Annotated in this window: 14 protein-coding genes; 7 read left to right on the top strand and 7 right to left on the bottom strand. The window is 64.1% G+C overall.

The window, feature by feature from the left end:
- Positions 1-127 precede the first annotated feature (127 nt).
- Positions 128-1,771, top strand: coding sequence for a CTP synthase (gene pyrG / locus ABIE57_RS14310; protein ID WP_354539712.1), 1,644 nt, complete (start codon positions 128-130; stop codon positions 1,769-1,771).
- Here the strand turns inward: pyrG and ABIE57_RS14305 are convergent.
- Positions 1,757-2,341 (bottom strand): hypothetical protein, encoded by a 585-nt coding sequence (locus ABIE57_RS14305; RefSeq protein ID WP_354539711.1) that lies wholly within the window; start codon positions 2,339-2,341, stop codon positions 1,757-1,759. The genes pyrG and ABIE57_RS14305 overlap by 15 nt on opposite strands.
- Positions 2,342-2,505: 164 nt before the next feature.
- Here ABIE57_RS14305 and ABIE57_RS14300 point away from each other — a divergent pair, with 164 nt between their 5' ends.
- The 5 genes from ABIE57_RS14300 (at position 2,506) to ABIE57_RS14280 (ending at position 10,256) form a co-directional block, all read left to right on the top strand.
- Positions 2,506-2,946: a tellurite resistance TerB family protein gene (locus ABIE57_RS14300; RefSeq protein ID WP_354539710.1), complete on the top strand. Its 441-nt coding sequence runs from the start codon at positions 2,506-2,508 to the stop codon at positions 2,944-2,946.
- A gap of 724 nt (positions 2,947-3,670) precedes the next feature.
- On the top strand, positions 3,671-7,219 hold the full coding sequence (locus ABIE57_RS14295; RefSeq protein ID WP_354539709.1) for a Hint domain-containing protein: 3,549 nt from the start codon (positions 3,671-3,673) through the stop codon (positions 7,217-7,219).
- Positions 7,220-7,517: 298 nt separating this feature from the next.
- A complete protein-coding gene (locus ABIE57_RS14290; RefSeq protein WP_354539708.1) occupies positions 7,518-8,897 on the top strand; it encodes a DUF2927 domain-containing protein in 1,380 nt (459 codons plus the stop codon).
- Positions 8,894-9,064: a hypothetical protein gene (locus ABIE57_RS14285; RefSeq protein WP_354539707.1), complete on the top strand. Its 171-nt coding sequence runs from the start codon at positions 8,894-8,896 to the stop codon at positions 9,062-9,064. Before ABIE57_RS14290 ends, ABIE57_RS14285 begins: the two co-directional genes overlap by 4 nt.
- Before the next feature lie 7 nt (positions 9,065-9,071).
- The gene (locus tag ABIE57_RS14280; RefSeq protein WP_354539706.1) at positions 9,072-10,256 is read left to right on the top strand and encodes a vWA domain-containing protein; all 1,185 of its coding nucleotides are present in this window, start codon (positions 9,072-9,074) and stop codon (positions 10,254-10,256) included.
- Positions 10,257-10,288: 32 nt separating this feature from the next.
- Here ABIE57_RS14280 and ABIE57_RS14275 read toward each other — a convergent pair whose 3' ends face one another.
- Positions 10,289-12,310, bottom strand: coding sequence for a PhoX family protein (locus tag ABIE57_RS14275; RefSeq protein ID WP_354539705.1), 2,022 nt, complete (start codon positions 12,308-12,310; stop codon positions 10,289-10,291).
- Positions 12,311-12,444: 134 nt separating this feature from the next.
- On the opposite strand from ABIE57_RS14275, the gene ABIE57_RS14270 reads away from it, so the two are divergent.
- Entirely contained in the window at positions 12,445-14,052 is a 1,608-nt protein-coding gene (locus ABIE57_RS14270) for a peptide chain release factor 3 (protein ID WP_354539704.1), read from the top strand.
- A 26-nt stretch (positions 14,053-14,078) separates the two neighbouring features.
- Here the strand turns inward: ABIE57_RS14270 and ABIE57_RS14265 are convergent, their stop codons facing one another.
- The 5 genes from ABIE57_RS14265 to ABIE57_RS14245 all read right to left on the bottom strand — a co-directional run bounded on the left by ABIE57_RS14265 (position 14,079) and on the right by ABIE57_RS14245 (position 20,072).
- Positions 14,079-14,672 carry a NapC/NirT family cytochrome c gene (locus ABIE57_RS14265; protein ID WP_354539703.1) on the bottom strand — a complete coding sequence of 198 codons (594 nt, stop codon included), beginning with the start codon at positions 14,670-14,672 and terminating at the stop codon, positions 14,079-14,081.
- A 75-nt stretch (positions 14,673-14,747) separates the two neighbouring features.
- Positions 14,748-15,464, bottom strand: a complete 717-nt coding sequence (locus tag ABIE57_RS14260) for a c-type cytochrome (protein WP_354539702.1) — start codon at positions 15,462-15,464, stop codon at positions 14,748-14,750.
- A gap of 178 nt (positions 15,465-15,642) precedes the next feature.
- Positions 15,643-17,997, bottom strand: a complete 2,355-nt coding sequence (locus tag ABIE57_RS14255) for a TRAP transporter large permease (protein WP_354539701.1) — start codon at positions 17,995-17,997, stop codon at positions 15,643-15,645.
- A 14-nt stretch (positions 17,998-18,011) separates the two neighbouring features.
- Positions 18,012-18,902 carry a TRAP transporter small permease subunit gene (locus ABIE57_RS14250; protein WP_354539700.1) on the bottom strand — a complete coding sequence of 297 codons (891 nt, stop codon included), beginning with the start codon at positions 18,900-18,902 and terminating at the stop codon, positions 18,012-18,014.
- Between the two features lie 87 nt (positions 18,903-18,989).
- On the bottom strand, positions 18,990-20,072 hold the full coding sequence (locus ABIE57_RS14245; protein ID WP_354539699.1) for a TRAP transporter substrate-binding protein: 1,083 nt from the start codon (positions 20,070-20,072) through the stop codon (positions 18,990-18,992).
- Between the last annotated feature and the right edge of the window lie 151 nt (positions 20,073-20,223).

The following is a 20,223-nucleotide window of genomic DNA, read 5'->3' as shown; positions in this document are numbered from 1 at the left end:
ATGATCTAGCGTCCGCCTTGCGCGGGTGCTTCGAATCCTTTATGGGTTAAATCCCGTGATCGGGTGGCTTTTGAGGGCCGTCCGGGGCTTTGACCAAGCGACAACTGCATCACGGGGGGCCAGCCGCATGGCGCGTTACATCTTCATTACCGGCGGCGTTGTGTCCTCGCTCGGCAAGGGTCTGGCCTCGGCCGCGCTCGGGGCGCTCTTGCAGGCGCGCGGGTTCTCGGTGCGGCTGCGCAAGCTTGACCCGTATCTCAACGTCGATCCCGGCACGATGTCGCCTTTCGAGCATGGCGAGGTGTTCGTGACCGATGACGGGGCCGAAACCGATCTCGATCTTGGCCATTACGAGCGTTTCACCGGCGTGCCCGCGCGGATGAGCGATTCCGTCTCGTCGGGCCGCATCTATTCCAACGTGCTGGAGCGCGAGCGGCGCGGCGATTACCTCGGCAAGACCATCCAGGTCATTCCGCATGTCACAAATGAAATCAAGGACTTCCTCGCCATCGGCGAGGACGAGGTCGATTTCATGCTGTGCGAGATTGGCGGCACGGTCGGCGATATCGAGGGGCTGCCGTTTTTCGAGGCGATCCGGCAATTCAGCCATGACCGCCCGCGCGGGCAGTGCCTTTTCATGCATCTCACGCTGCTGCCCTATCTGGCGGCAAGCGGCGAGTTGAAGACCAAGCCGACGCAGCACAGCGTCAAGGAATTGCAGAGCATCGGTATCGCGCCCGATATCCTCGTGTGCCGCTCCGAACAGCCCATTCCCGACAAGGAACGCGAAAAGATCGCGCTCTTCTGCAACGTCCGCAAGGAGCATGTGGTCGCCGCCTATGACCTCAAGTCGATCTACGAGGCGCCGCTCGCCTATCACCGCGAAGGGCTCGATCAGGCGGTGCTCGACGTGTTCCAGATCAGCCCCGCACCGCGCCCCGACCTGACCGTATGGCAGGACGTGGTGGACCGCATCCAGAACACCGATGGCGAGGTCAATATCGCCATTGTCGGCAAATACGTGCAGCTTGAGGACGCCTACAAGTCCATCAAGGAGGCGCTCATTCATGGTGGCATGGCCAACCGGGTCAAGGTCAATGTGCAATGGGTCGATGCCGAGATCTTCGAGCGCGAGGACCCTGCCCCGCATCTTGAAGGATTTCACGCGATATTGGTTCCGGGTGGCTTTGGCGAGCGCGGCACCGAGGGCAAGATCCGGGCGGCGGAATTCGCCCGCACGCGCAAGATTCCCTATCTCGGGATCTGTCTCGGGATGCAGATGGCCGTCATCGAGGCGGCGCGCAACGTGGCAGGGCTCAAGGACGCGGGGTCCGAAGAGTTCGACCATGAGGCAGGAGGAAAGCGCTTCGAACCGGTGGTCTATCATCTCAAGGAATGGGTGCAGGGCAACGAGAAGGTCACGCGCAATCTGAGCGACGACAAGGGCGGCACGATGCGCCTCGGCGCCTATGACGCCGTGCTCAAGGACGGCTCCCGCGTGGCGCGGATCTATGGCACGACGGCGATCGATGAGCGCCACCGCCACCGCTACGAGGTGGACATGAAATACCGCGAGAAGCTGGAGGCCTGCGGCCTGACGTTTTCCGGCATGTCGCCCGATGGCCGCCTGCCCGAGATCGTGGAATGGTCCGATCACCCGTGGTTCATCGGCGTGCAATATCACCCCGAGTTGAAATCCAAGCCCTTCGCGCCGCATCCGCTCTTTGCCGATTTCGTGCGCGCGGCGATCGAGACGTCACGGCTGGTCTGAGCGATCCTTGTATTTCAGAATGTCGCGGTCGATCCCGAGGCCGCGCAGCGGAGCCAGGACCGCGTGCCAGAAGCTTGCAGCCTTATCACGGCGGCGGACATGGTCGGGGGCGCTGCACCAGGACGGATCGAAAAGCGGAACGAGCACACGTTCGTCAAGGCTCCAGCGCCCCTTGCGCTTCTCTGTGGCGTCGGCGCGTTGATATCCAAGCCAGGTCTCAAGGGCCGCGCAACACGGCAGGCGCTGCCCCGGATGTGGCAGGTAGAAGCCGCTGTTGATGCGCTGGCAGATATTGTCGAGCAGGCGCACGGTGCTGCGGAACTCGGCGGGAACGTCCCGCTTGGGCATGTAGTTGAAGCGTTCCGGCTCTCCCTCGAAAAACACACGGATGGCGGTGCCGAGGTCGATATCGCGGCGGGCCATGGTCCTGCCCAGATCGTCAAGACCATCCGGCGACCAGTCAGACGCTGCCAGAACCGCCGTCAGCGGGTCAGGGATCGGGGCCCGCGCCTTGCCGTCCGGCGTTGCGACCGGCAGGGCGGGGCGTAGGTTCGTGCGGTCATCACGCATCTGGCTGGGTCCTCAAGGGCTGATGCCGCACACTCGCCGCGCAAAACGCAGTTTGTGTGGAGCAATCGTGGCGGCGTTGCGGCAAAGCCGCGCCGGAGCAGGGTCACGGTTACGTGCACGAGAATCTACTTGGGGACATGCGGGGCATTGACTAGGCTTGGGTCATGTTGTCGCGCATCCTCCACGCCTTTTCGGCACCACGGCCGATCCCCCTGCCAGAGCCGGATGAAAAGCTTGCGCTCGGCGCGCTGATGGTGCGGGTGGCGAAATCCGACCGCCACTACGACCTGGCCGAGATCAAGCGCATCGACCGGCTGTTGACGCGCCTTTTCGGGCTGGGACCGATCGAGGCGGCCAAGATGCGCGCTTTGTGCGAGCGGCTCGAACACGAGGCCCCCGACACGGCGGATTTCGGCCACGTGATTCGCGAGACAGTGCGGCGCGAGGCGCGCCTCGCGGCGCTCGAGGCGCTCTGGGAGGTGGTACTCGCCGACGGTGAAAGCGCCCCCGAGGAACTGGCCGTTCTCGACGCCGCGCGCGCGGCAATGGGACTGAGCGAAGCCGACAGCATGGCGGCACAAGCCTTGGCCAGGGGTCAGGCGTGATCGACGCCGCCTGACCAGAGGTCGCGCGATCCGGATCAGCGACGCAATTCACGAAAAAGCGATGAAGCGAATCACGTTTGCGCGGTCTCATCGGGCGCACCACCGACCAAGACGCAACAATGCGCTTGCATGTGCAGGATTGTTGCACGACCGGAAACGAACACGTTAACGATAAATTCTCGCCACAAACTTTCATGGCGCTGAGGCATCGGAAATGCCTGTCGAGAAACAATCCACAGGCAAAATGACGCAAGGAAACGCCTTTGGCGTCGAAGACAGGAGCGCAACCGCGCCCAAGACCCGATTTTGCACCCGTTCGCGGAAACAATCCGTCCTGACGATCATGGCAAGATCAGGGCAAATATGGCGAAAACCGCGCGTCCTGACCCAGGTCGCAGCCACAATGCCGCCAAATTCCCCTTGGGCAAAACGCGACCTTCACTTAAAAGAGAGGTAGCCCAACTGGGGGGTTGATGCTCATAGGTCACGGGGGCGACCGCATGTATCCGAGGCGCGACATGGTCGCGGGATTCGGGTGTGATCGCCGCGCCGTTGATCATCTGATCGACTGTGCAAGCGTAGGGGTTAGGCCTCTGCGCAACGGCAGCGCATTACACTCTCCATTCGGTCACAGCGGTCGCCTCTTGTTGCCGGCATTTTCGCTCCGGGGAAGAATTGGACCGCAGAGGGCGCGCATATCGCCTCGCAGAGTTTGGAGAATGACATGCCGATTAACAGAGTCGAAGGTGACAACGGTGCCAATCTGATCGACGAGAATTTCCTCGACGATCCCGAGGGTGACCGCATCGACAACAACGACGCGCCCGACGGCTCCAACAGTGATGTGGTTGAGGGCTTCGGCGGTGATGACACGATCCTCGCGGGGGAAGACAACGACACCGTCTACGCCGGATCGGGCAACGACTCGGTCGAGGGCGGGGCTGGCGATGATGTGATCTTCGGCGACAGCAACAACCCCGACGCCACCGGCGGGCGTGAGGTGTTCCAGTGGTCGCTCGCCCCCGATCCCAACGATGCCGACCCGATCGAGGGTGGGGATCCGATCTCCGAGGTTCTCCAGAACACCGGCTCGGTCGATGTGCGCTTCTTCCTCAACCCGGCCCTGCCCGTGGACACCGGCTTTGCCGACAATGCGCAGGACGTGGCCGGGGTGGAAACCGGCGGTGCGCCCGCGAATCCCGAAAGCTCGCTCTCGGCGGCACTTCAGGATGCCGGCACCACGGATCTCAAGTTCGAGTTTTCGGCCCCCGTCACTGCGGTCTCCTTTCAGATCAACGATCTCGACGGCACCGAGGGCGTGCAGGTCTTTGCCTTTGACGCCGATGACAATCTGCTTCCCGTCACCCTTAGCGGCGGCAGCGCCGTGTCCATCCTGAGCGGCGAGGAAGCGGCGGGCAGCGGCGACGGCACCGACGACGGCGCGGCCAACTCTCTCAGCGTCACGATCGACGGACCGGTATCGCAATTCCTGATCCGCTATTCCGATCCGGTCGACACCTCCGATGGGATCAACGTGACCGATATCTACTTCAACCCCACGACCGAGGTGATCGACACCGGCGCGCCCGGCGACGACACGCTGATCGGCGGCGACGGCGACGACACGATCTTCGGCGAGGCGGGCGATGACGTCATAACCGGCGGTGCCGGGGCTGATGCGCTCTCGGGTGGCGACGATCAGGATACTTTCATCGGTGGAACGGCGGGCGATGTGGTCGATGGCGGCAGCACCGGCGTGGACAACGACACGCTCGACCTGAGCGGCGCGGGTCCGCTGCGCGTGGCCGAGGAAACCGCCGATCCCGACGGCAACTCCACCTCCGGGCGGATCGAGTTCATCGGCACGGACGGTGCCGTGACCGGCGAGATGACCTTTGCCGAGATCGAGAACCTGATCCTGCCGGATAACGGCGCTCCGGTGACACAGCCCGACGAGGCCACGACCGATGAGGACACCACCGTCACCATCGACGTGCTCACCAACGACAGCGACCCCGACGGCGATCCCCTGACGGTGACCGACGCCACCGCGCCCAATGGCACGGTGACGGTCAACACGGACGGCACCATAACCTATACGCCCAACCCCGATTTCAACGGCACCGACACGATCACCTACACCGCCGATGACGGCAATGGCGGAACCACGCCGGGCACCGTCACGGTCACCGTGAACCCGGTGAACGACGCGCCGGTGGCCGCCCCCGACAGCAGTGCCACTGATTTCGAGACGCCTGTGACCATCGACGTTTTGGCCAATGACAGCGATGTGGACGGCGACCCGCTGACGGTTTCCTTGGCCACGCCGGGGACCAACGGCACCACCACCGTCAATCCCGACGGCACCATCACCTACACGCCCGATGACGGCTTCTCCGGCACCGACACGTTCGACTATACCGTCGATGACGGCAATGGCGGTACCGCGACCTCGACCGTTTCGGTCACCGTGGGCGTCAAGCCGCCGCCCGCGCGCGACGGGATCGTCAGCGGCACGCCGGGCGACGACCTGATCGACCTCGGCTATACCGGCGACCCGGATGGCGACCGGGTCGATGCCGAGGACGCGATCCTGCCTGGGGCCGCGCCCAATGACGACAGCATCCGCGCGGGCGACGGCGATGATACCGTGTTCGGCGGGCTTGCCGATGACGAAATCGAAGGCGGCCGCGGCAATGACAGCATCTTCGGCGAATCGGGCAACGATACGATCAATGCTGGCGCGCCGCTGTCTGACACGCCGCTGCCCGACCTGGGCTTTCCGGGCCTCTTCCCGGCGGATGCCGACCCCGAGAACGACCGCGATTTCGTCGATGGCGGCGATGGCGATGATGTCATCACGACCGGCGACGACGCCGACACGATCTTTGGCGGCGCGGGCAATGATTTCATCGACGGCGGCATTGACGCCGACGAGATCGACGGCGGCGACGGAAATGACACGATCATCGGCGGCGAAGGGTCCGACACGATCTTTGGCGGCAGGGGCGACGATCTGATCTATGGCGGGCTTGACCCGCGCTTCCCGGACGAGCTTAACATCCCCGACGACACCGACCTCGTGCCGGATAACGGGCGTGACCTGATTTTCGGTGGCGATGGCAACGACACGATCTTTGGCCAGGATGACGCTGACACGATCATCGGCGGTGCAGGCGACGATTTCATCGACGGTGGCATCGACAACGATTCGCTCGAGGGGAATTTCGGCAACGATACCATCCTTGGCGGCGATGGCGATGACACGATCCGGGGCCTCAATGGCGATGACAGCCTTGAGGGTGGTGCGGGCGATGACGTGATCAACGGCGGCGACGGGGACGATATCGTGTCCGGCGGCGACGGCGACGATGTGCTGCGCGGCAATAACGGCAATGACACGATTTCCGGCGGTGCCGGGGCCGACTTCATGGCCGGCGGCAACGACCGCGACGTGTTCCTCGACGTGGGCGCAGGCGATACCATCGACGGCGGCAGCGGCGACAGCACCGATGACGGGATCGATGACGATTTCGACACGCTCGACCTGCGCGGTCTGGGCCGGTTCGACATCGTGGATCAGACCGTCGATCCGGACGGCAACTCGACCTCGGGCACGGTGAACTTCCTCGCGCAAGACGATACCGTAACCGGCACGCTGATCTTCGGCGAGATCGAGAACCTGATCCCCTGCTTCACCCCCGGCACGCTGATTGCGACGCCGCGCGGCGAGGTGCCTGTGGAGGACCTGCGCGAAGGCGACCGGGTAATCACCCGCGACAACGGCTTGCAGGAAATCCGCTGGACCGGTGCGCGCAGCCTTGGCGCGGGCGATCTGATGGCGACCCCCAAGCTGCGACCGGTGCTGATCCGCGCCGGTGCCTTGGGCCATGGCCTGCCCGAGCGCGACATGCTGGTCAGCCCGCAACACCGCCTGCTGCTGACCTCCGAGCGCGCCGCGCTCTACTTTGGCGAGCGCGAGGTTCTGGCGGCGGCAAAGCACCTCACCGGCATGGAAGGCATCGACGAGGTGCAGGCCAGCGGCGTGACCTATATCCACTTCATGTGCGACCGGCACGAGGTGGTGCTCTCGAACGGGGCCTGGACCGAAAGCTTCCAGCCCGGTGAGCAGGTGATGGACGGCATGGGCGCGTCGTCGCGCGAAGAGATCTACACGCTCTTCCCGGAACTGCGCGACAAGGCGGGAATCGACGCCTATCAGGCCGCGCGCCGCTCGCTCAAGCGCCACGAGGCACGCCTCCTGGTGGAGTGACCCTTTGCAGCCGACCGGCCCCGCCTTTCGCGCGGCCGGTCATGAAGTCGGTTGCGGGGGCCAACCCGATTTCACGACGGGACAATCCCGGCCATCTGGCCGGGATTGTTTCGTTTTACGGCACGTTCTGCCCCATGGCGCGCAACGCATCGCGGGCGGCAACGCGGGGTTGATCGAACTTGGGGGCTGTGTCACAGTTTCGCCTTGTCGGCTCCTTAACCCCAACAGGATGTAAAGGAATAGCTGGCCCCAGACCCGGTATGCGGGTGCGAGAGAGACACACCATTTCGGGGGCACCATGCGCCGAGTCATCCTGCCGATCTGCCTGATTCTCGGGGCTTGCGTGCCCGGCAGCTTCCACAAGGAGGCGCCTGCCTCGCGCGCGGCGATGCCCGAACAGCGCATTATGCCGCCGATGAAGGGGTTTTCCGCGCCGCGCCCCATTCCGGCGCAACGCGCCAACCGTGACATCCTGCACGATTTCCTGGATCTCTCGTTCCAGATGGAATCGGGGCGGATGCTGCACCAGTTCTCGCGTTTCGAAGGGCCGATCACGGTGCGGGTAACGGGGCGGCCGCCGATCACGCTCATGTCCGATCTCAACCGCGTGATCCACCGCTTGCGCACCGAGGCGGGGATAGACATCCGGCGTGTTGGCGACGGGCCCGCCAATATCACCATCGAGGCAGTGAGCCGCGACGACATCCGCCGCAGCCTGCCGTCTGCCGCCTGTTTCGTGGTCCCCAATATCGAGAGCCTCGCGGATTATCGCGGCGCGCGCGGCTCCAAGCGCACCGACTGGACGCAGATTGCCCGGCGCGAGAAGATCGCCATTTTCGTGCCCAACGACAGCAGCCCGCAGGAAACCCGCGATTGCCTGCACGAGGAACTCGCGCAGGCACTGGGGCCGCTCAACGATCTCTACCGCCTCTCGGACAGCGTGTTCAACGATGACAATGTTCATGCGGTTCTGACCGGATTCGACATGCTGATCCTGCGCGCCTATTACGCGCCCGAACTGCGCGCGGGGATGACGCGCCGCGAGGTGGAAGAACGGTTGCCCGCAGTCCTCAGCCGCCTCAATCCAAGTGGGGACAGGCTCGCGCCACGCTTTGCCGGATCGACGCCGCGCGCCTGGATCGAGGCGATCCAGACCGCGCTTGGCCCCGGCGCGCGCGCGCCTGCCCGCCGCGCGGCGGCGGCGGACGCGGTGCGCATCGCGCAGGCGATCGGCTGGACCGATCACCGCCGCGCCTTCAGCCATTTCGCGCTTGGCCGCCTTACGCAGGCGAGCGATCCCGAATTCGCACACAACCAGTTCCGGCTGGCCGATCAGTTCTACGCGCGCACCCCCGGCACCGCGCTCCACCGCGCCTTTGTTGCGGCCCAACTGGCCAGCTTTGAGATCGCGCAGGGGCGTGGCGACGAGGCGCTGAGGCTCATCGGCCCCAACGTGGGCGTGGCCGAGCGTTACGAGAACGCAGCCCTTCTGGCGACGCTCAAGATGCTGCAATCCGAGGCACTGGTGCTGGAAGGGCGCGTGGCCGAATCGCAGGCCGTGAGGCTGGACAGTCTGGGCTGGGCGCGCTACGGCTACGGAGCGGATTGGGCGGTAGAGGCCAAACTGCGCGAGGTAGGGTCGCTGAACCCGCTGCGAAGGTCGAACGGGGCAAGATGATCGTCATTCTGGGGGCATTTGCGGGGGCCGCGACCGGCGGGCTGTTGGCCTGGCGGCGCAAGGGAAAGCCCGCCGATATCGCGCTCTATGCCTTTGTCTACATGCTGCTTTTCGCGCTTGGCGGGCTGTTTCTGACGCTCATTCTGCACCGCGCCGCGCTGCTCTGAGGCGGCGATGTTCCTGCCTTTCTTCGACACCCTCCGCAAGACCGGCGTTCCGGTCTCGTTGCGCGAATTCCTGACCTTTCTGGAGGCGATGCGCGCGGGGCTTGTGACCTATGACGTGGACGGGTTCTATTACCTCGCCCGCACCGCCATGGTGAAGGACGAGCGCCATATCGACCGCTTTGATCGTGCCTTTGCCGAAAGCTTTCGGGGTCTCGAGGCGCTCTCGGTCGAACAGGTGCTCGAGGCCGTGGACCTGCCCGCCGACTGGCTGGAAAAGATGGCCGAAAAGCACCTGACACCAGAGGAAAAGGCCGAGATCGAGGCGCTTGGCGGGTTCGACAAGCTGATGGAAACACTGCGCGAGCGGCTGCGCGACCAGCAAGGCCGCCATCAGGGCGGCTCGAAATGGATCGGCACGGCAGGCACCTCGCCCTTCGGTGCCCATGGCTACAACCCCGAAGGCGTGCGCATCGGTCAGGATGAAAGCCGCCACCGCCGCGCCGTCAAGGTCTGGGACAAGCGCGAATTCCGCAATCTCGATGACAGCGTGGAGCTTGGGACGCGCAACATCAAGGTGGCACTCAAGCGGCTGCGCCAATGGGCGCGCGACGGCGCGCATGAGGAGCTTGACCTCGACGGCACGATCCGCGCCACCGCCGAACAGGGCTGGCTCGACGTGAAAACAAGGCCCGAGCGGCGCAATGCGGTCAAGGTGCTGCTCTTTCTCGACGCGGGCGGCTCGATGGATGACCATGTGAAGGTTGTGGAAGAGCTGTTCTCGGCCGCGCGCGCCGAGTTCAAGCACATGGAGCATTTCTATTTCCACAACTGCCTTTACGAGGGCGTGTGGCGGGACAATCGCCGCCGCTGGGATGCGCAAACGCCGACATGGGAGGTGCTCAACACCTATGGCCCCGATTACAAGTGCATCTTCGTGGGCGATGCCAGCATGTCGCCTTACGAGATCGCCTATCCCGGCGGTGCCAACGAGCATTGGAATGCCGAAGCCGGGCAGGTCTGGCTGGCGCGCGCGCGGGCACAATGGCCCGCGCATCTGTGGATCAATCCGGTCCCGGAAAAACACTGGGGCCACACGCAATCCATCGGCATGATCCATGAGATTTTCGAAGGGCGCATGGTGCCGATGACGCTGGAAGGGATCGACCGGGGGATGCGCGAGCTGGTGCGGTAAGGGGCGCGGCGCGCGCGCCCCCCCCCGCCCGATCAGGCCCCGATCTTGCCGCCATCCTCACGCGTGATCACCACAAGCGCCGAGCGCGGCACCGCATCGCCGCCATCGGGCCAATGCGACACGAGATTGCCGCCTGCGTGATCCTCGGGCGTGGTGGTGGCACCGGGGTGCTGGATGCCCACAAACATGGTGCGCTGATCGGGCGTCATGCAGACTCCGGTGATCTCCTGGCCCACCGGCCCGGTCAGGAAGCGGCGGATTTCACCGCTGCGCGGATCGGCGGCCAGCATCTGGTTATTGCCGAATTGCGCGAAATCGCCGGTATTCTGGGACGATTCGCCAATATCGGTCTGGATCCAGAGCCGCCCGTCAGGATCGAACCAGAGCCCGTCGGGCGCGGCAAAGATGTTGTCCTCGCCCAAGGCTGCCCCGTCGAAACTGCGGCTGCGCGCAGCATCGCCCGCGATGACGAAGAGATCCCAGTCGAACGTGGTCGAGGCGGCATCGCCGCGCGCCTCTTGCCAGCGGATGATATGGCCGAACTGGTTGTTGCTGCGCGGGTTCATCGGATCGACCTGCGCCTCGGTGCGGCGGGTGTTGTTGGTAAGGGTGAAATAGACAGCCCCCGTCACCGGGTCGACCGCGCCCCATTCGGGGCGGTCCATCTTGGTCGCGCCCGCCACATCCGCCGCCGCGCGCGTGTTCACCAGAATATCGGCCAGATCGCCAAAACCCGCATCCGCCGTCAGCCCGTTCCGTCCCGGTGCCAGCGCCAGCCACTCGCCGCTGCCATCGGGGTTGAACCGCGCCACGTAAAGCGTGCCCGCGTCGAGGATGCTGCCATCGGTTTCGCCGGGTTGAAAGACATCGCGCGAGACGAACTTGTAGATATATTCGAACCGCGCATCGTCGCCCGAATAGCAGACCACCGGCTTGCCCGCCTCGGCCCGGTTGAAGATCACCCCCTCATGGGCAAACCGGCCCAGATGGGCGCGCTTGACCGGGGCCTTGTCGGGGTCGAACGGGTCGATCTCGACCATCCAGCCAAAGCAGTTGGGCTCGTTGCGATAGTCCTGCGTGGCCTCCGCCCCCGTGGCGCGCGCATCGAACCGGATGCAGTCATCCGCGCGCCCCTTGGCCAGATGCCAGCCATAGCGCCCGCCCTCGGGCTTGTCCGAGACGCCGTAACGCGCCTGCTCGCGCGGTTGTTCGCCGGTGTTGGAAAAATACCCCGCCCAGTTCTCTTCCGCCGCCAGATAGGTGTTCCACGGCGTCACGCCATACGCGCAGTTATTGAGCGTGCCGCGCGTGGCGGTGCCCTCGGGGCTGTATTTCGTCACCACATGGGCCGTGCCGCGCACCGGCCCGGCAATCTCCATCGGAGTCAGCGCGGTGATCCGGCGGTTGCGCGGATCGGCCACGATCTCCCAGCCGTCGGCCCCTTTGCGCACCCGGAAAACCGAGACGCCATGCGCGTTCATTTCCTTGAGCACCTCGTCATCGTCGCGCGCGCCGTCGTGCCAGATCGTGTCGCTGCTCGACAGCGCCTTGCCCGTGCTGGCCTCGGCATGAAGGAAACGCGGCTCGATATATTCGTGGTTGAGCACGTAAATCCCGTCCTCGGACGAGCCGTCGATGGCAAAGAAATGTTGCCCGTCATGGTTCTGGCCGATCTGGTGGCCTTGCTCCGCGCCCGTATTGGCACCGTGAAAGGCAGGCATGTCGCCGCTGATTGCGTCGCCCCAGCGGGCGAAGACTTGCGCGCGGTAGCCTTCGGGCACGGTGACCGTGTCGGCCTCGCTCACCGGCACCGCCGCGAAGCCCAGAAGCGGCGAGGTCGCGCTCGCCAGCGCCCCGCGCGCCGACAGGCCCGCGCCGAGCATCCCGGTCACGGCCGCCGCCAGACCGCCCGCGAGAAAACCGCGCCGCGAGGCGCGCGCCTCGATCACGTCAAAGAACGTAGGGTTGGCGGAGGTGTTGGAGGGGCGTTCGTCGCCATGCTCCCAATCGGGGCTTTGGGTCGGATCGGTGTAATCTTTTTCATGGTCGCGCATAGTCGCTCTCCTGTCAGATCGCAGCCTCGTAATGCTAGCCGCGCCAGTCAACAGAGTGACAACAGAATTGTTGCGCCTGCATGACGGCGCGCGGCTTATTGCGCCGCGCGCGCGGCCCCACTATACGCGGCCTCATGCTGGACCAGACCCCAAACCGCCCCGCCCTGCCGCCCGAAATCGCGCGGCGGCGCACCTTTGCGATCATCTCCCACCCCGACGCGGGCAAGACCACGCTGACCGAGAAATTCCTGCTCTACGGCGGCGCGATCCAGATGGCCGGACAGGTCCGCGCCAAGGGCGAGGCGCGGCGCACGCGCTCGGATTTCATGCAGATGGAAAAGGATCGGGGCATCTCGGTTTCCGCCTCGGCCATGTCCTTTGACTACCGGCACTACCGCTTCAACCTCGTGGACACGCCCGGCCACTCGGATTTTTCCGAGGACACGTATCGCACGCTGACGGCGGTCGATGCCGCCGTGATGGTGATCGACGGGGCCAAGGGGGTGGAGAGCCAGACGCAAAAGCTCTTCGAGGTCTGCCGGATGCGCGACCTGCCGATCCTGACCTTCTGCAACAAGATGGACCGCGAGGCGCGCGACACGTTCGAGATCATCGACGAGATCCAGGAAATGCTGGCGATCCACGTCACGCCGGCAAGCTGGCCCATCGGCATGGGGCGTGATTTCCTTGGCTGCTACGACATGATCCACGACCGGCTGGAACTGATGGACCGCGCCGACCGCAACCGCGTGGCGGAATCGATCAGCATCGACGGGCTGGACGACCCAAGAATGGCCGAGCATGTGCCCCCTGCCCTGCTGGAGACGCTGCGCGAGGAGGTGGGCATGGCGCGCGAGCTTTTGCCCGCGCTCGACGTGGACGCGGTGCGCGAGGGGCACATGACGCCCATATGGTTCGGCTCGGCGATCAATTCCTTCGGCGTGCGCGAATTGATGGAGGGGATCGGTGCTTATGGCCCCGAGCCACAGCCGCAGCGCGCCGAACCGCGCCAGATATTGCCGGAGGAGGAGCAGGTCGCGGGCTTTGTCTTCAAGGTGCAGGCCAACATGGACCCCAAGCACCGCGACCGGGTGGCCTTTGTGCGCCTCGCCTCGGGGCATTTCCGGCGCGGCATGAAGCTTACCCATGTGCGGGCGAAGAAACCGATCACCGTCTCGGCCCCGGTGCTTTTCCTCGCCGCCGACCGGGAACTGGCGGAAGAGGCCTGGGCGGGCGACATCATCGGCATCCCCAACCACGGGCAATTGCGCATCGGCGACACGCTGACGGAAGGCGAGGCGCTGCGCGTGACCGGCATCCCGTCCTTCGCGCCGGAACTCTTGCAGACCGCGCGGGCGGGCGATCCGATGAAGGCCAAGCACCTGGAAAAGGCGCTGATGCAATTCGCCGAGGAAGGGGCCGCCAAGGTGTTCAAACCCGCTTTCGGCTCGGGCTTTATCGTCGGCGTGGTAGGGCAATTGCAATTTGACGTGCTGGGCAGCCGGATCGAGCTGGAATATGGCCTGCCCGTGCGCTTCGAGCCATCGCAATTCACCTCCGCCCGCTGGGTCAGCGGGCCAAAGGACAAGGTCGAGGCCTTCATCGCCGCCAACAAGGCGCATATCGCCCATGACAATGACGGCGACGTTGTTTATCTCACGCGGCTGCAATGGGACATCGACCGCGTGGCGCGCGACTACCCCGATGTGACGCTGACCGCGACCAAGGAGATGATGGTCTGAGACCCGCGCGGTCGGGTCCCGGCCTGTCAGTCGTCGCGTTCCACCTTGGGTAGCTTGTGGGCAATGCCCTTGTGGCAGTCGATGCAGGTGCTGCCCTCGGGGGAATGGCCGGTCTGCGCGACCACTTCCATCTTCTCGCGCGCGCGGCGGCCCTGCTTGTCGAAATCCATCGCCTCGAAGCTGTGGCAGTTGCGGCATTCGCGCGAATCCGTGCGTTTCATGGAATCCCAGACATGCTGGGCCAGAACGGCACGCTTCGCCTCGAATTTCTCCGGCGTGTTGATCGACCCCAGAACCTTGTGCCACACCTCGTTGGATGCCTGAATCTTGCGCACCATCTTCGGCCCCCAGGCATGGGGCACATGGCAGTCCGAACACACGGCGCGCACGCCCGAGGCGTTCTTGTAATGCACGCTGGTCTTGTATTCCTCATAGACCGTGTCGCGCATCTCGTGGCAGGAGATGCAGAAATCCATCGTGTTGGTGGCTTCCATGGCGGTGTTGAACCCGCCCCAGAAGATGATCCCGACGCCAAATCCGATCGCAAGAAGAACGCCCTGCCCGATCAGCACCGCCGGACGTGTGATCCAGGACCACAGCGCTTTTATCGCTCGTATCATGCGACCCGTTTCCTTCCATGAGGCGTATGAGATGGGGGCGCCGCGCCTTGGCTGGCACCCCCCCTTGTTGGTGCCCTATTCGGACGGAAATTCCGCCGCAATATAGGCGATCACATCCGCCGCCGCCTGATGGTCAAAGGCGCGCAGCGCCGGCATGGCCTCTTTCGGCTGGCCATTGAGGACCTTGTGCATCAATTCCCAGGGGTTCCCCACCAGCGAGCCTAACGGGTCCATGTCCTTGGGCAGCTTGCCCTCGGCCCCGTGGCAGCCTGCGCAGACGGTGCGATAGACCTGCCCGCCCCGCTCGGCATCGCCCACGATCTTGCCATCCGCGACATAGGCGTCATAGCCATACCCGCCGAACACCACGAAATTCGCCAGATCGCCCAGGTCGGCCTCCGACAGCAGCCCCTCGAACCCGTGCGCGGGTGCCTTGAGAAGGGCCACGACCGCCGCCGGGTCGCCGCCCTGCATCCCGATGATGCCCTTGATGCCCGTGAAATGCTTGCCACTGGAATAGGCCCCTTCGGCCCCCTTGCCATCCCAGCCGTGACACTCCTTGCAGCGCCAGTTGGTTCCCGGCTTGTCGGCGTATTGCCCGTCCTTCGGATAGAGCGGATGCGAGACCGCAGGTGCCTCCTGCCCGGTTTCGGCATACCACTTGTCATAAAGCTGTCCGCCCCGCGCAATCGACCCTTCGTCCTGCGCCGACGCCATCGGTGCTGCAAGGACGGCCAAGGCGGAAAGCGCCGCTGTCGCCCACATTGAAGGTGCGCCCTGTCTGATGTTCATGTTCAGCCTCCTGTTGCCATGCGCGCGGATATCCCGTTCGCGCCCCTCAATTGTGCGCTTATGCGGGATCCGCGCCATGACACAGATCATTTCTTGACTATTTTCGGAGGCTCGGACTCGACTTTGGAATCCAAAGCGGCGCGACGGACACAGTCGCGCCGCACCGCTCGGCTGCATCTTATCCCATCAGATCCGGCAAGATGGTCACGATATCCGGGAAGAACCACAGGATCGCCAGCCCCGCCACCTGAATGAGAACGAAGGGAATGACACCCCGGTAGATGTGGCCGGTCGTCACCTCGGGCGGTGCAACCCCGCGCAGGTAGAAGAGCGCAAAGCCGAAGGGCGGGGTCAGGAACGAGGTTTGCAGATTGACCGCAATCATGATCGTGACCCATTTCGGATCGAAACTGCCGCCATAAATGACCGGCCCCACGATCGGGATCACGATATAGATGATTTCAAGAAAATCGAGCACGAAGCCAAGGATGAAGAGCACCAGCATCACGATCAGGAAGACCTTGAACTCGTTATCAAACGATTTCAGGAAATCCTGGATGTAATGCTCACCGCCGAAGGAGATCACCACGAGGTTGAGAAGCTGTGAGCCGATGAGGATGGTAAAGACCATGCTCGTGACCTTGGCCGTCTCGCGCACCACCGGGCTGAGCACGCCGCCCGCGTAAAGCACCCAGCAGGCAAAGAGCAGCCCGAAAAGCGCGTAGAGATAGGCGGCATAGGCAAAGAAGAACGCGACCCAGGATTCGAAACTCACCTCCTGGTTATTGATCCTGAGATCGAAATTGATGCCGATCAGGATCGCCAGCACAACGGCCAGCGTCGAAAACAGGATCACCTTGGGCGAGCGGTCCTGATCGCGCAGTTTGCGATACGCCGCCAGCATGATCGCCCCGCCCGCGCCAAGCGCCGCGGCGGGTGTCGGGTTGGTGATCCCGCCAAGGATCGAGCCCAGAACCGCCACGATCAGCACAAGCGGCGGAAAGACCACGCGGATAAGATCGTTTTTCGCCATGCGCAACGCTGCGTGCATCACCCCGTAACAGGCCAGCGCGAAGGGGATCGCCAGAATGAGCCATGTCACCCCCGAGGAGGTCGAGGGCCGGATGAACGCGATATCGGCCAGAAGCCCCAGCACGATCCCCACAGCACCGATCAGCAGCGGGCGCGGATCGGCCGAGGGGGCCACGCCGCGCGCCATCGCGAGGGTTAGACCCAGCATAACCATGAGCGTGGCGACACCGGTGCCGATGGGGGCCGCATCCGCTTCTTTCTGGAGGCGCAACTCGGCGATCTCCTCAGGGCTGAGGCGGACGCTTGCGGCAACGCCACCGGCGGCGTCGATCTCCTGTTGCTGCACCACCGCGGCGTCCCAGGCCGCTTGCCCGTGCAACTCGATCATCGCGGCCTTGCAGTCGGGTCCGACATTGGTGCGCAGCGACGCGGACTGGCCCTGATCGGTAAAGCTGTCGACAATGAGGCTTTGCGAGCCGACGACATTGATCTGCCCCAGCAGCATCACCCCCGCGATGAGCGCGACCGGCACACCGAGGAACCAGGTAAAGCTGTCGCGCCGCGTGATGATTTCGCCACCCGTCACCTCGTCAAAAGTGACTGCCGGTGCCTTGGACGGGTTCAGCAGCGCGTAGACGAACGCATAAAGCGCATAGAGCAGCGCCAGAAGGATACCGGGCAGAAGCGCCGCCTGAAAGAGCGTGCCGACCGACACGACCGCAGGCGTGCCCAGATAGGTCAGCGCATCGGAGCAGCCCGCCGCAATCGCGCGGTTTTCCTGCGCGACGGAATAGAGGTCGCCCGCCAGCGTGCCCAGGAGCACGATCACGATCGAGGGCGGGATGATCTGACCCAGCGTGCCGCTCGCCGCGATCACCCCGGTGGCGAGTTGCGGCGAATAGCCGTTGCGCAGCATGGTGGGCAGGCTCAGAAGGCCCATGGTCACCACCGTTGCGCCGACGATGCCGGTGGAGGCGGCCAGGAACGTGCCCACCACCACGACCGACACGGCAAGCCCGCCCGGCAACGGGCCGAACACCCGCGCCATGGTGGTCAGCAGGTCATTGGCGATCTTGGAGCGTTCCAGCGTGATGCCCATCATCACGAACATCAGCACCGCCAGCAGCGTCTCGATGGCGGCCCCCGCCAGAACCCTCTCGTTGATGCGGTTGACGATGAACGACACGTTGCGGTCAAGCGCCGTCTCCCAGCCCTGCGGAAAGACCGGCACGCCGGTGCGTGGCAGGTCAGGATATCGGAAGATGGTGACGGAATCCGCCCGCACCCCGGTTGCCAGCACCGCGTTATAGGCCTCGGAGGATCGGTCGATGGCCTGATGGATCAGCAGTCCCGCACTATCGAGCCCTGCGATGATCCCGAACGAGACCACCCCCGCCCCGCCGATGGCGAAGGCCACCGGAAAACCCGAGAGAATACCCCCGAAAAGGCACAGAAAGACGATGATCAGGCCGATCTCGACCCCGTCAAGTCCGAACAGCATGGAAACCCGCCCCCTTAATGCGTGCCTTCATAGGCTTCTTCGCCCTCGCCCAGCGTGTCGCGGTCGAGGTATTTGCCGGCACTTTCCGGCCCTTCCTTCCATTCAAGCCAGGAGCGCCAGAAAAACGCCATCGCGTGAAGGAAAACCATTCCCGCGAAGAGCACCAGCAGCACCTTGAAGAGGAAGTAGGCGTTGAACCCGTTCGGGCTGAAGCCGATGGTCTCGATATTCCAGCGCAGCGCGCGCGACTTCATCAAAAGCTGATCGAGCTTGTCCGAGGCCGAGGGCTTGGGCACGATGAGATGCCGCCACAGGAAATACCAGCCATACATCCAGGTGATCACCGCCATGGGCATCATGAAGATCAGGCTGCCTGCCATGTCGATCATGCGTTTCGCGCGGTGGCTGACCTGCGCATAGACAAGGTCCACCCGGACATGCCCACCCTGAACAAACGTGTAGGTGCAGCACAGCGCAACCACCATGGCGTTGTAAAGCTTGAGTTCTTCCGCCCACCAGCTGATGTCGAACTGCAGCGGGATCCCGAAACCGATGACAATGTCAGGCCGGGCGAAGATGCGCTGGATGAAAACGATGACGATCTGTTGCAGCACCATGATCAGCCCCGCCCAGGCAGCGAAGCGCCCGACCGTGTTGGCAAACCCCTCGAGCACCCGCACGCACCCCCAGAGGAACGCCGTGCGCCACATACCCACGCCGGTGAGCACCAAAAACGCCGTGAACACCACGAAGAAGAACTCGACCGACCCGCCGTAATAGACGACCCGCATGACCGCCTGATTGTCCGACCAGTCGAGCCAGAGCGAAGGATGGGTGATCGCATAGGCGAAATGATAAAAGGCCAGTCCTATGTTCTGGAACAGCCAAAGCACGGCGTCGAGCATGGTTTCCCCTCACGCGGCTGGTAAATCCCCGAACGGCGTCAAGCCCCGGAGACCGGGGCCTGAGCCAGTATCGGCGTCGCGGTGGCCTTAGCCCAGCACGCGGTCGCGCTGCGCGGTATAGGCACCGTCAGACAATGCGATCCACGCCGAGGAGGACTTCATCGATGCCATGTAGCTGTCATAGACGCGCTTGTAGATGTCGTCGCCCATGTTCTCCTGGTGCACCGCATCGGCGGCCTGACCGAAGGCGTCCCAGACGCTGTCCGGGAATTCCATCGTCTTGACGCCCGCCGACTGCAGACGCTGGAGAGCGGCCGAGTTGTTGGAGAGAAACTGCGCGAGGTTCCACTGGTGGGCCTCGGCGCAACCGATCTCGACCATCTTCTGCTGCTGCGGCGTGAGGCTGTCGAAAACGTCGCGGTTCATGCCGATCGAAAGGCCCGCGCCCGGCTCGTGGAAACCGGCGGTGTAATAGATCTTGGTGATCTCCTGGAAACCGGCCTTTTCATCGGCCCAGGGGCCGATCCACTCGGTGCCGTCGATCGCCCCCGAGGCAAGCGCCTGATACACTTCGGAGCCGGGCAGGTTCTGCACCGACGCACCCAGCTTGCCCAGCGCGAGGCCGCCAAGACCGGGCATCCGGAACTTGAGACCGTTGAAATCTTCGGGACCCGTGATCTCCTTGTGGAACCAGCCACCCGCCTGCGCGCCGGTATTGCCGGCAAGGAAGGACTTGAGGCCGAAGATCTGCCCAAGCTCGTCGTGGAACGCGGCACCGCCATCGTGATAATACCAGTTCACCAGTTCCTGCGCGGTCATGCCGAAGGGCACCGAGGTGAAGAAGCCGTAGGCCGGATGCTGGCCGACGAAATAGTAATCGGCCCCGTGATAAAGATCGGCCTGACCGGCGGTCACGGCATCGAAAACCTCGAACGCACCGACAAGCTCGCCCGCGCCCTTGACGTCGATCGTCAGGCTGCCATCGGTCATGCCGTTGATGTTGTCGGCCACGCGCTGTGCGGCGTCGAACACGCCGGCAAGACCACGACCCCATGTGGTGACCATGGTCAGCGTGCGGTTGCCCTGGGCATAGAGCGGCGCGGCCAGCGTGCTGGCTGCGGCTGCCCCGCCACCGAGTGCGGATTTCTTCAGAAACGAACGGCGATCCATTAAGGTTCCTCCCCATTTGGTGCGGCGCGCCTCTCCGGGGCGCCTGCGGATCGTTGAAGTGCGCGGACCTTAGCCCGCGATTCGCAACCTGAGAATACCGATAACTGCGTAGTCGGGTCATTTTGTCGTGCGGATGCCATCACCGGTGCGC

This window comes from Roseovarius sp. MBR-6 (assembly GCF_040547525.1).
GTDB lineage: Bacteria > Pseudomonadota > Alphaproteobacteria > Rhodobacterales > Rhodobacteraceae > Roseovarius.
This window is presented reverse-complemented; position numbering and strand designations above follow the sequence as displayed.

Coding starts and splice junctions, on each gene's coding strand:
- ABIE57_RS14260 (WP_354539702.1), bottom strand. CDS start 15,464: ATGAACATCAGACAGGGCGCACCTTCAATGTGGGCGACAGCGGCGCTT.
- ABIE57_RS14265 (WP_354539703.1), bottom strand. CDS start 14,672: ATGATACGAGCGATAAAAGCGCTGTGGTCCTGGATCACACGTCCGGCG.
- ABIE57_RS14295 (WP_354539709.1), top strand. CDS start 3,671: ATGCCGATTAACAGAGTCGAAGGTGACAACGGTGCCAATCTGATCGAC.
- ABIE57_RS14255 (WP_354539701.1), bottom strand. CDS start 17,997: ATGCTGTTCGGACTTGACGGGGTCGAGATCGGCCTGATCATCGTCTTT.
- ABIE57_RS14300 (WP_354539710.1), top strand. CDS start 2,506: ATGTTGTCGCGCATCCTCCACGCCTTTTCGGCACCACGGCCGATCCCC.
- ABIE57_RS14280 (WP_354539706.1), top strand. CDS start 9,072: ATGTTCCTGCCTTTCTTCGACACCCTCCGCAAGACCGGCGTTCCGGTC.
- ABIE57_RS14270 (WP_354539704.1), top strand. CDS start 12,445: ATGCTGGACCAGACCCCAAACCGCCCCGCCCTGCCGCCCGAAATCGCG.
- pyrG (WP_354539712.1), top strand. CDS start 128: ATGGCGCGTTACATCTTCATTACCGGCGGCGTTGTGTCCTCGCTCGGC.
- ABIE57_RS14285 (WP_354539707.1), top strand. CDS start 8,894: ATGATCGTCATTCTGGGGGCATTTGCGGGGGCCGCGACCGGCGGGCTG.
- ABIE57_RS14275 (WP_354539705.1), bottom strand. CDS start 12,310: ATGCGCGACCATGAAAAAGATTACACCGATCCGACCCAAAGCCCCGAT.
- ABIE57_RS14245 (WP_354539699.1), bottom strand. CDS start 20,072: ATGGATCGCCGTTCGTTTCTGAAGAAATCCGCACTCGGTGGCGGGGCA.
- ABIE57_RS14305 (WP_354539711.1), bottom strand. CDS start 2,341: ATGCGTGATGACCGCACGAACCTACGCCCCGCCCTGCCGGTCGCAACG.
- ABIE57_RS14250 (WP_354539700.1), bottom strand. CDS start 18,902: ATGCTCGACGCCGTGCTTTGGCTGTTCCAGAACATAGGACTGGCCTTT.
- ABIE57_RS14290 (WP_354539708.1), top strand. CDS start 7,518: ATGCGCCGAGTCATCCTGCCGATCTGCCTGATTCTCGGGGCTTGCGTG.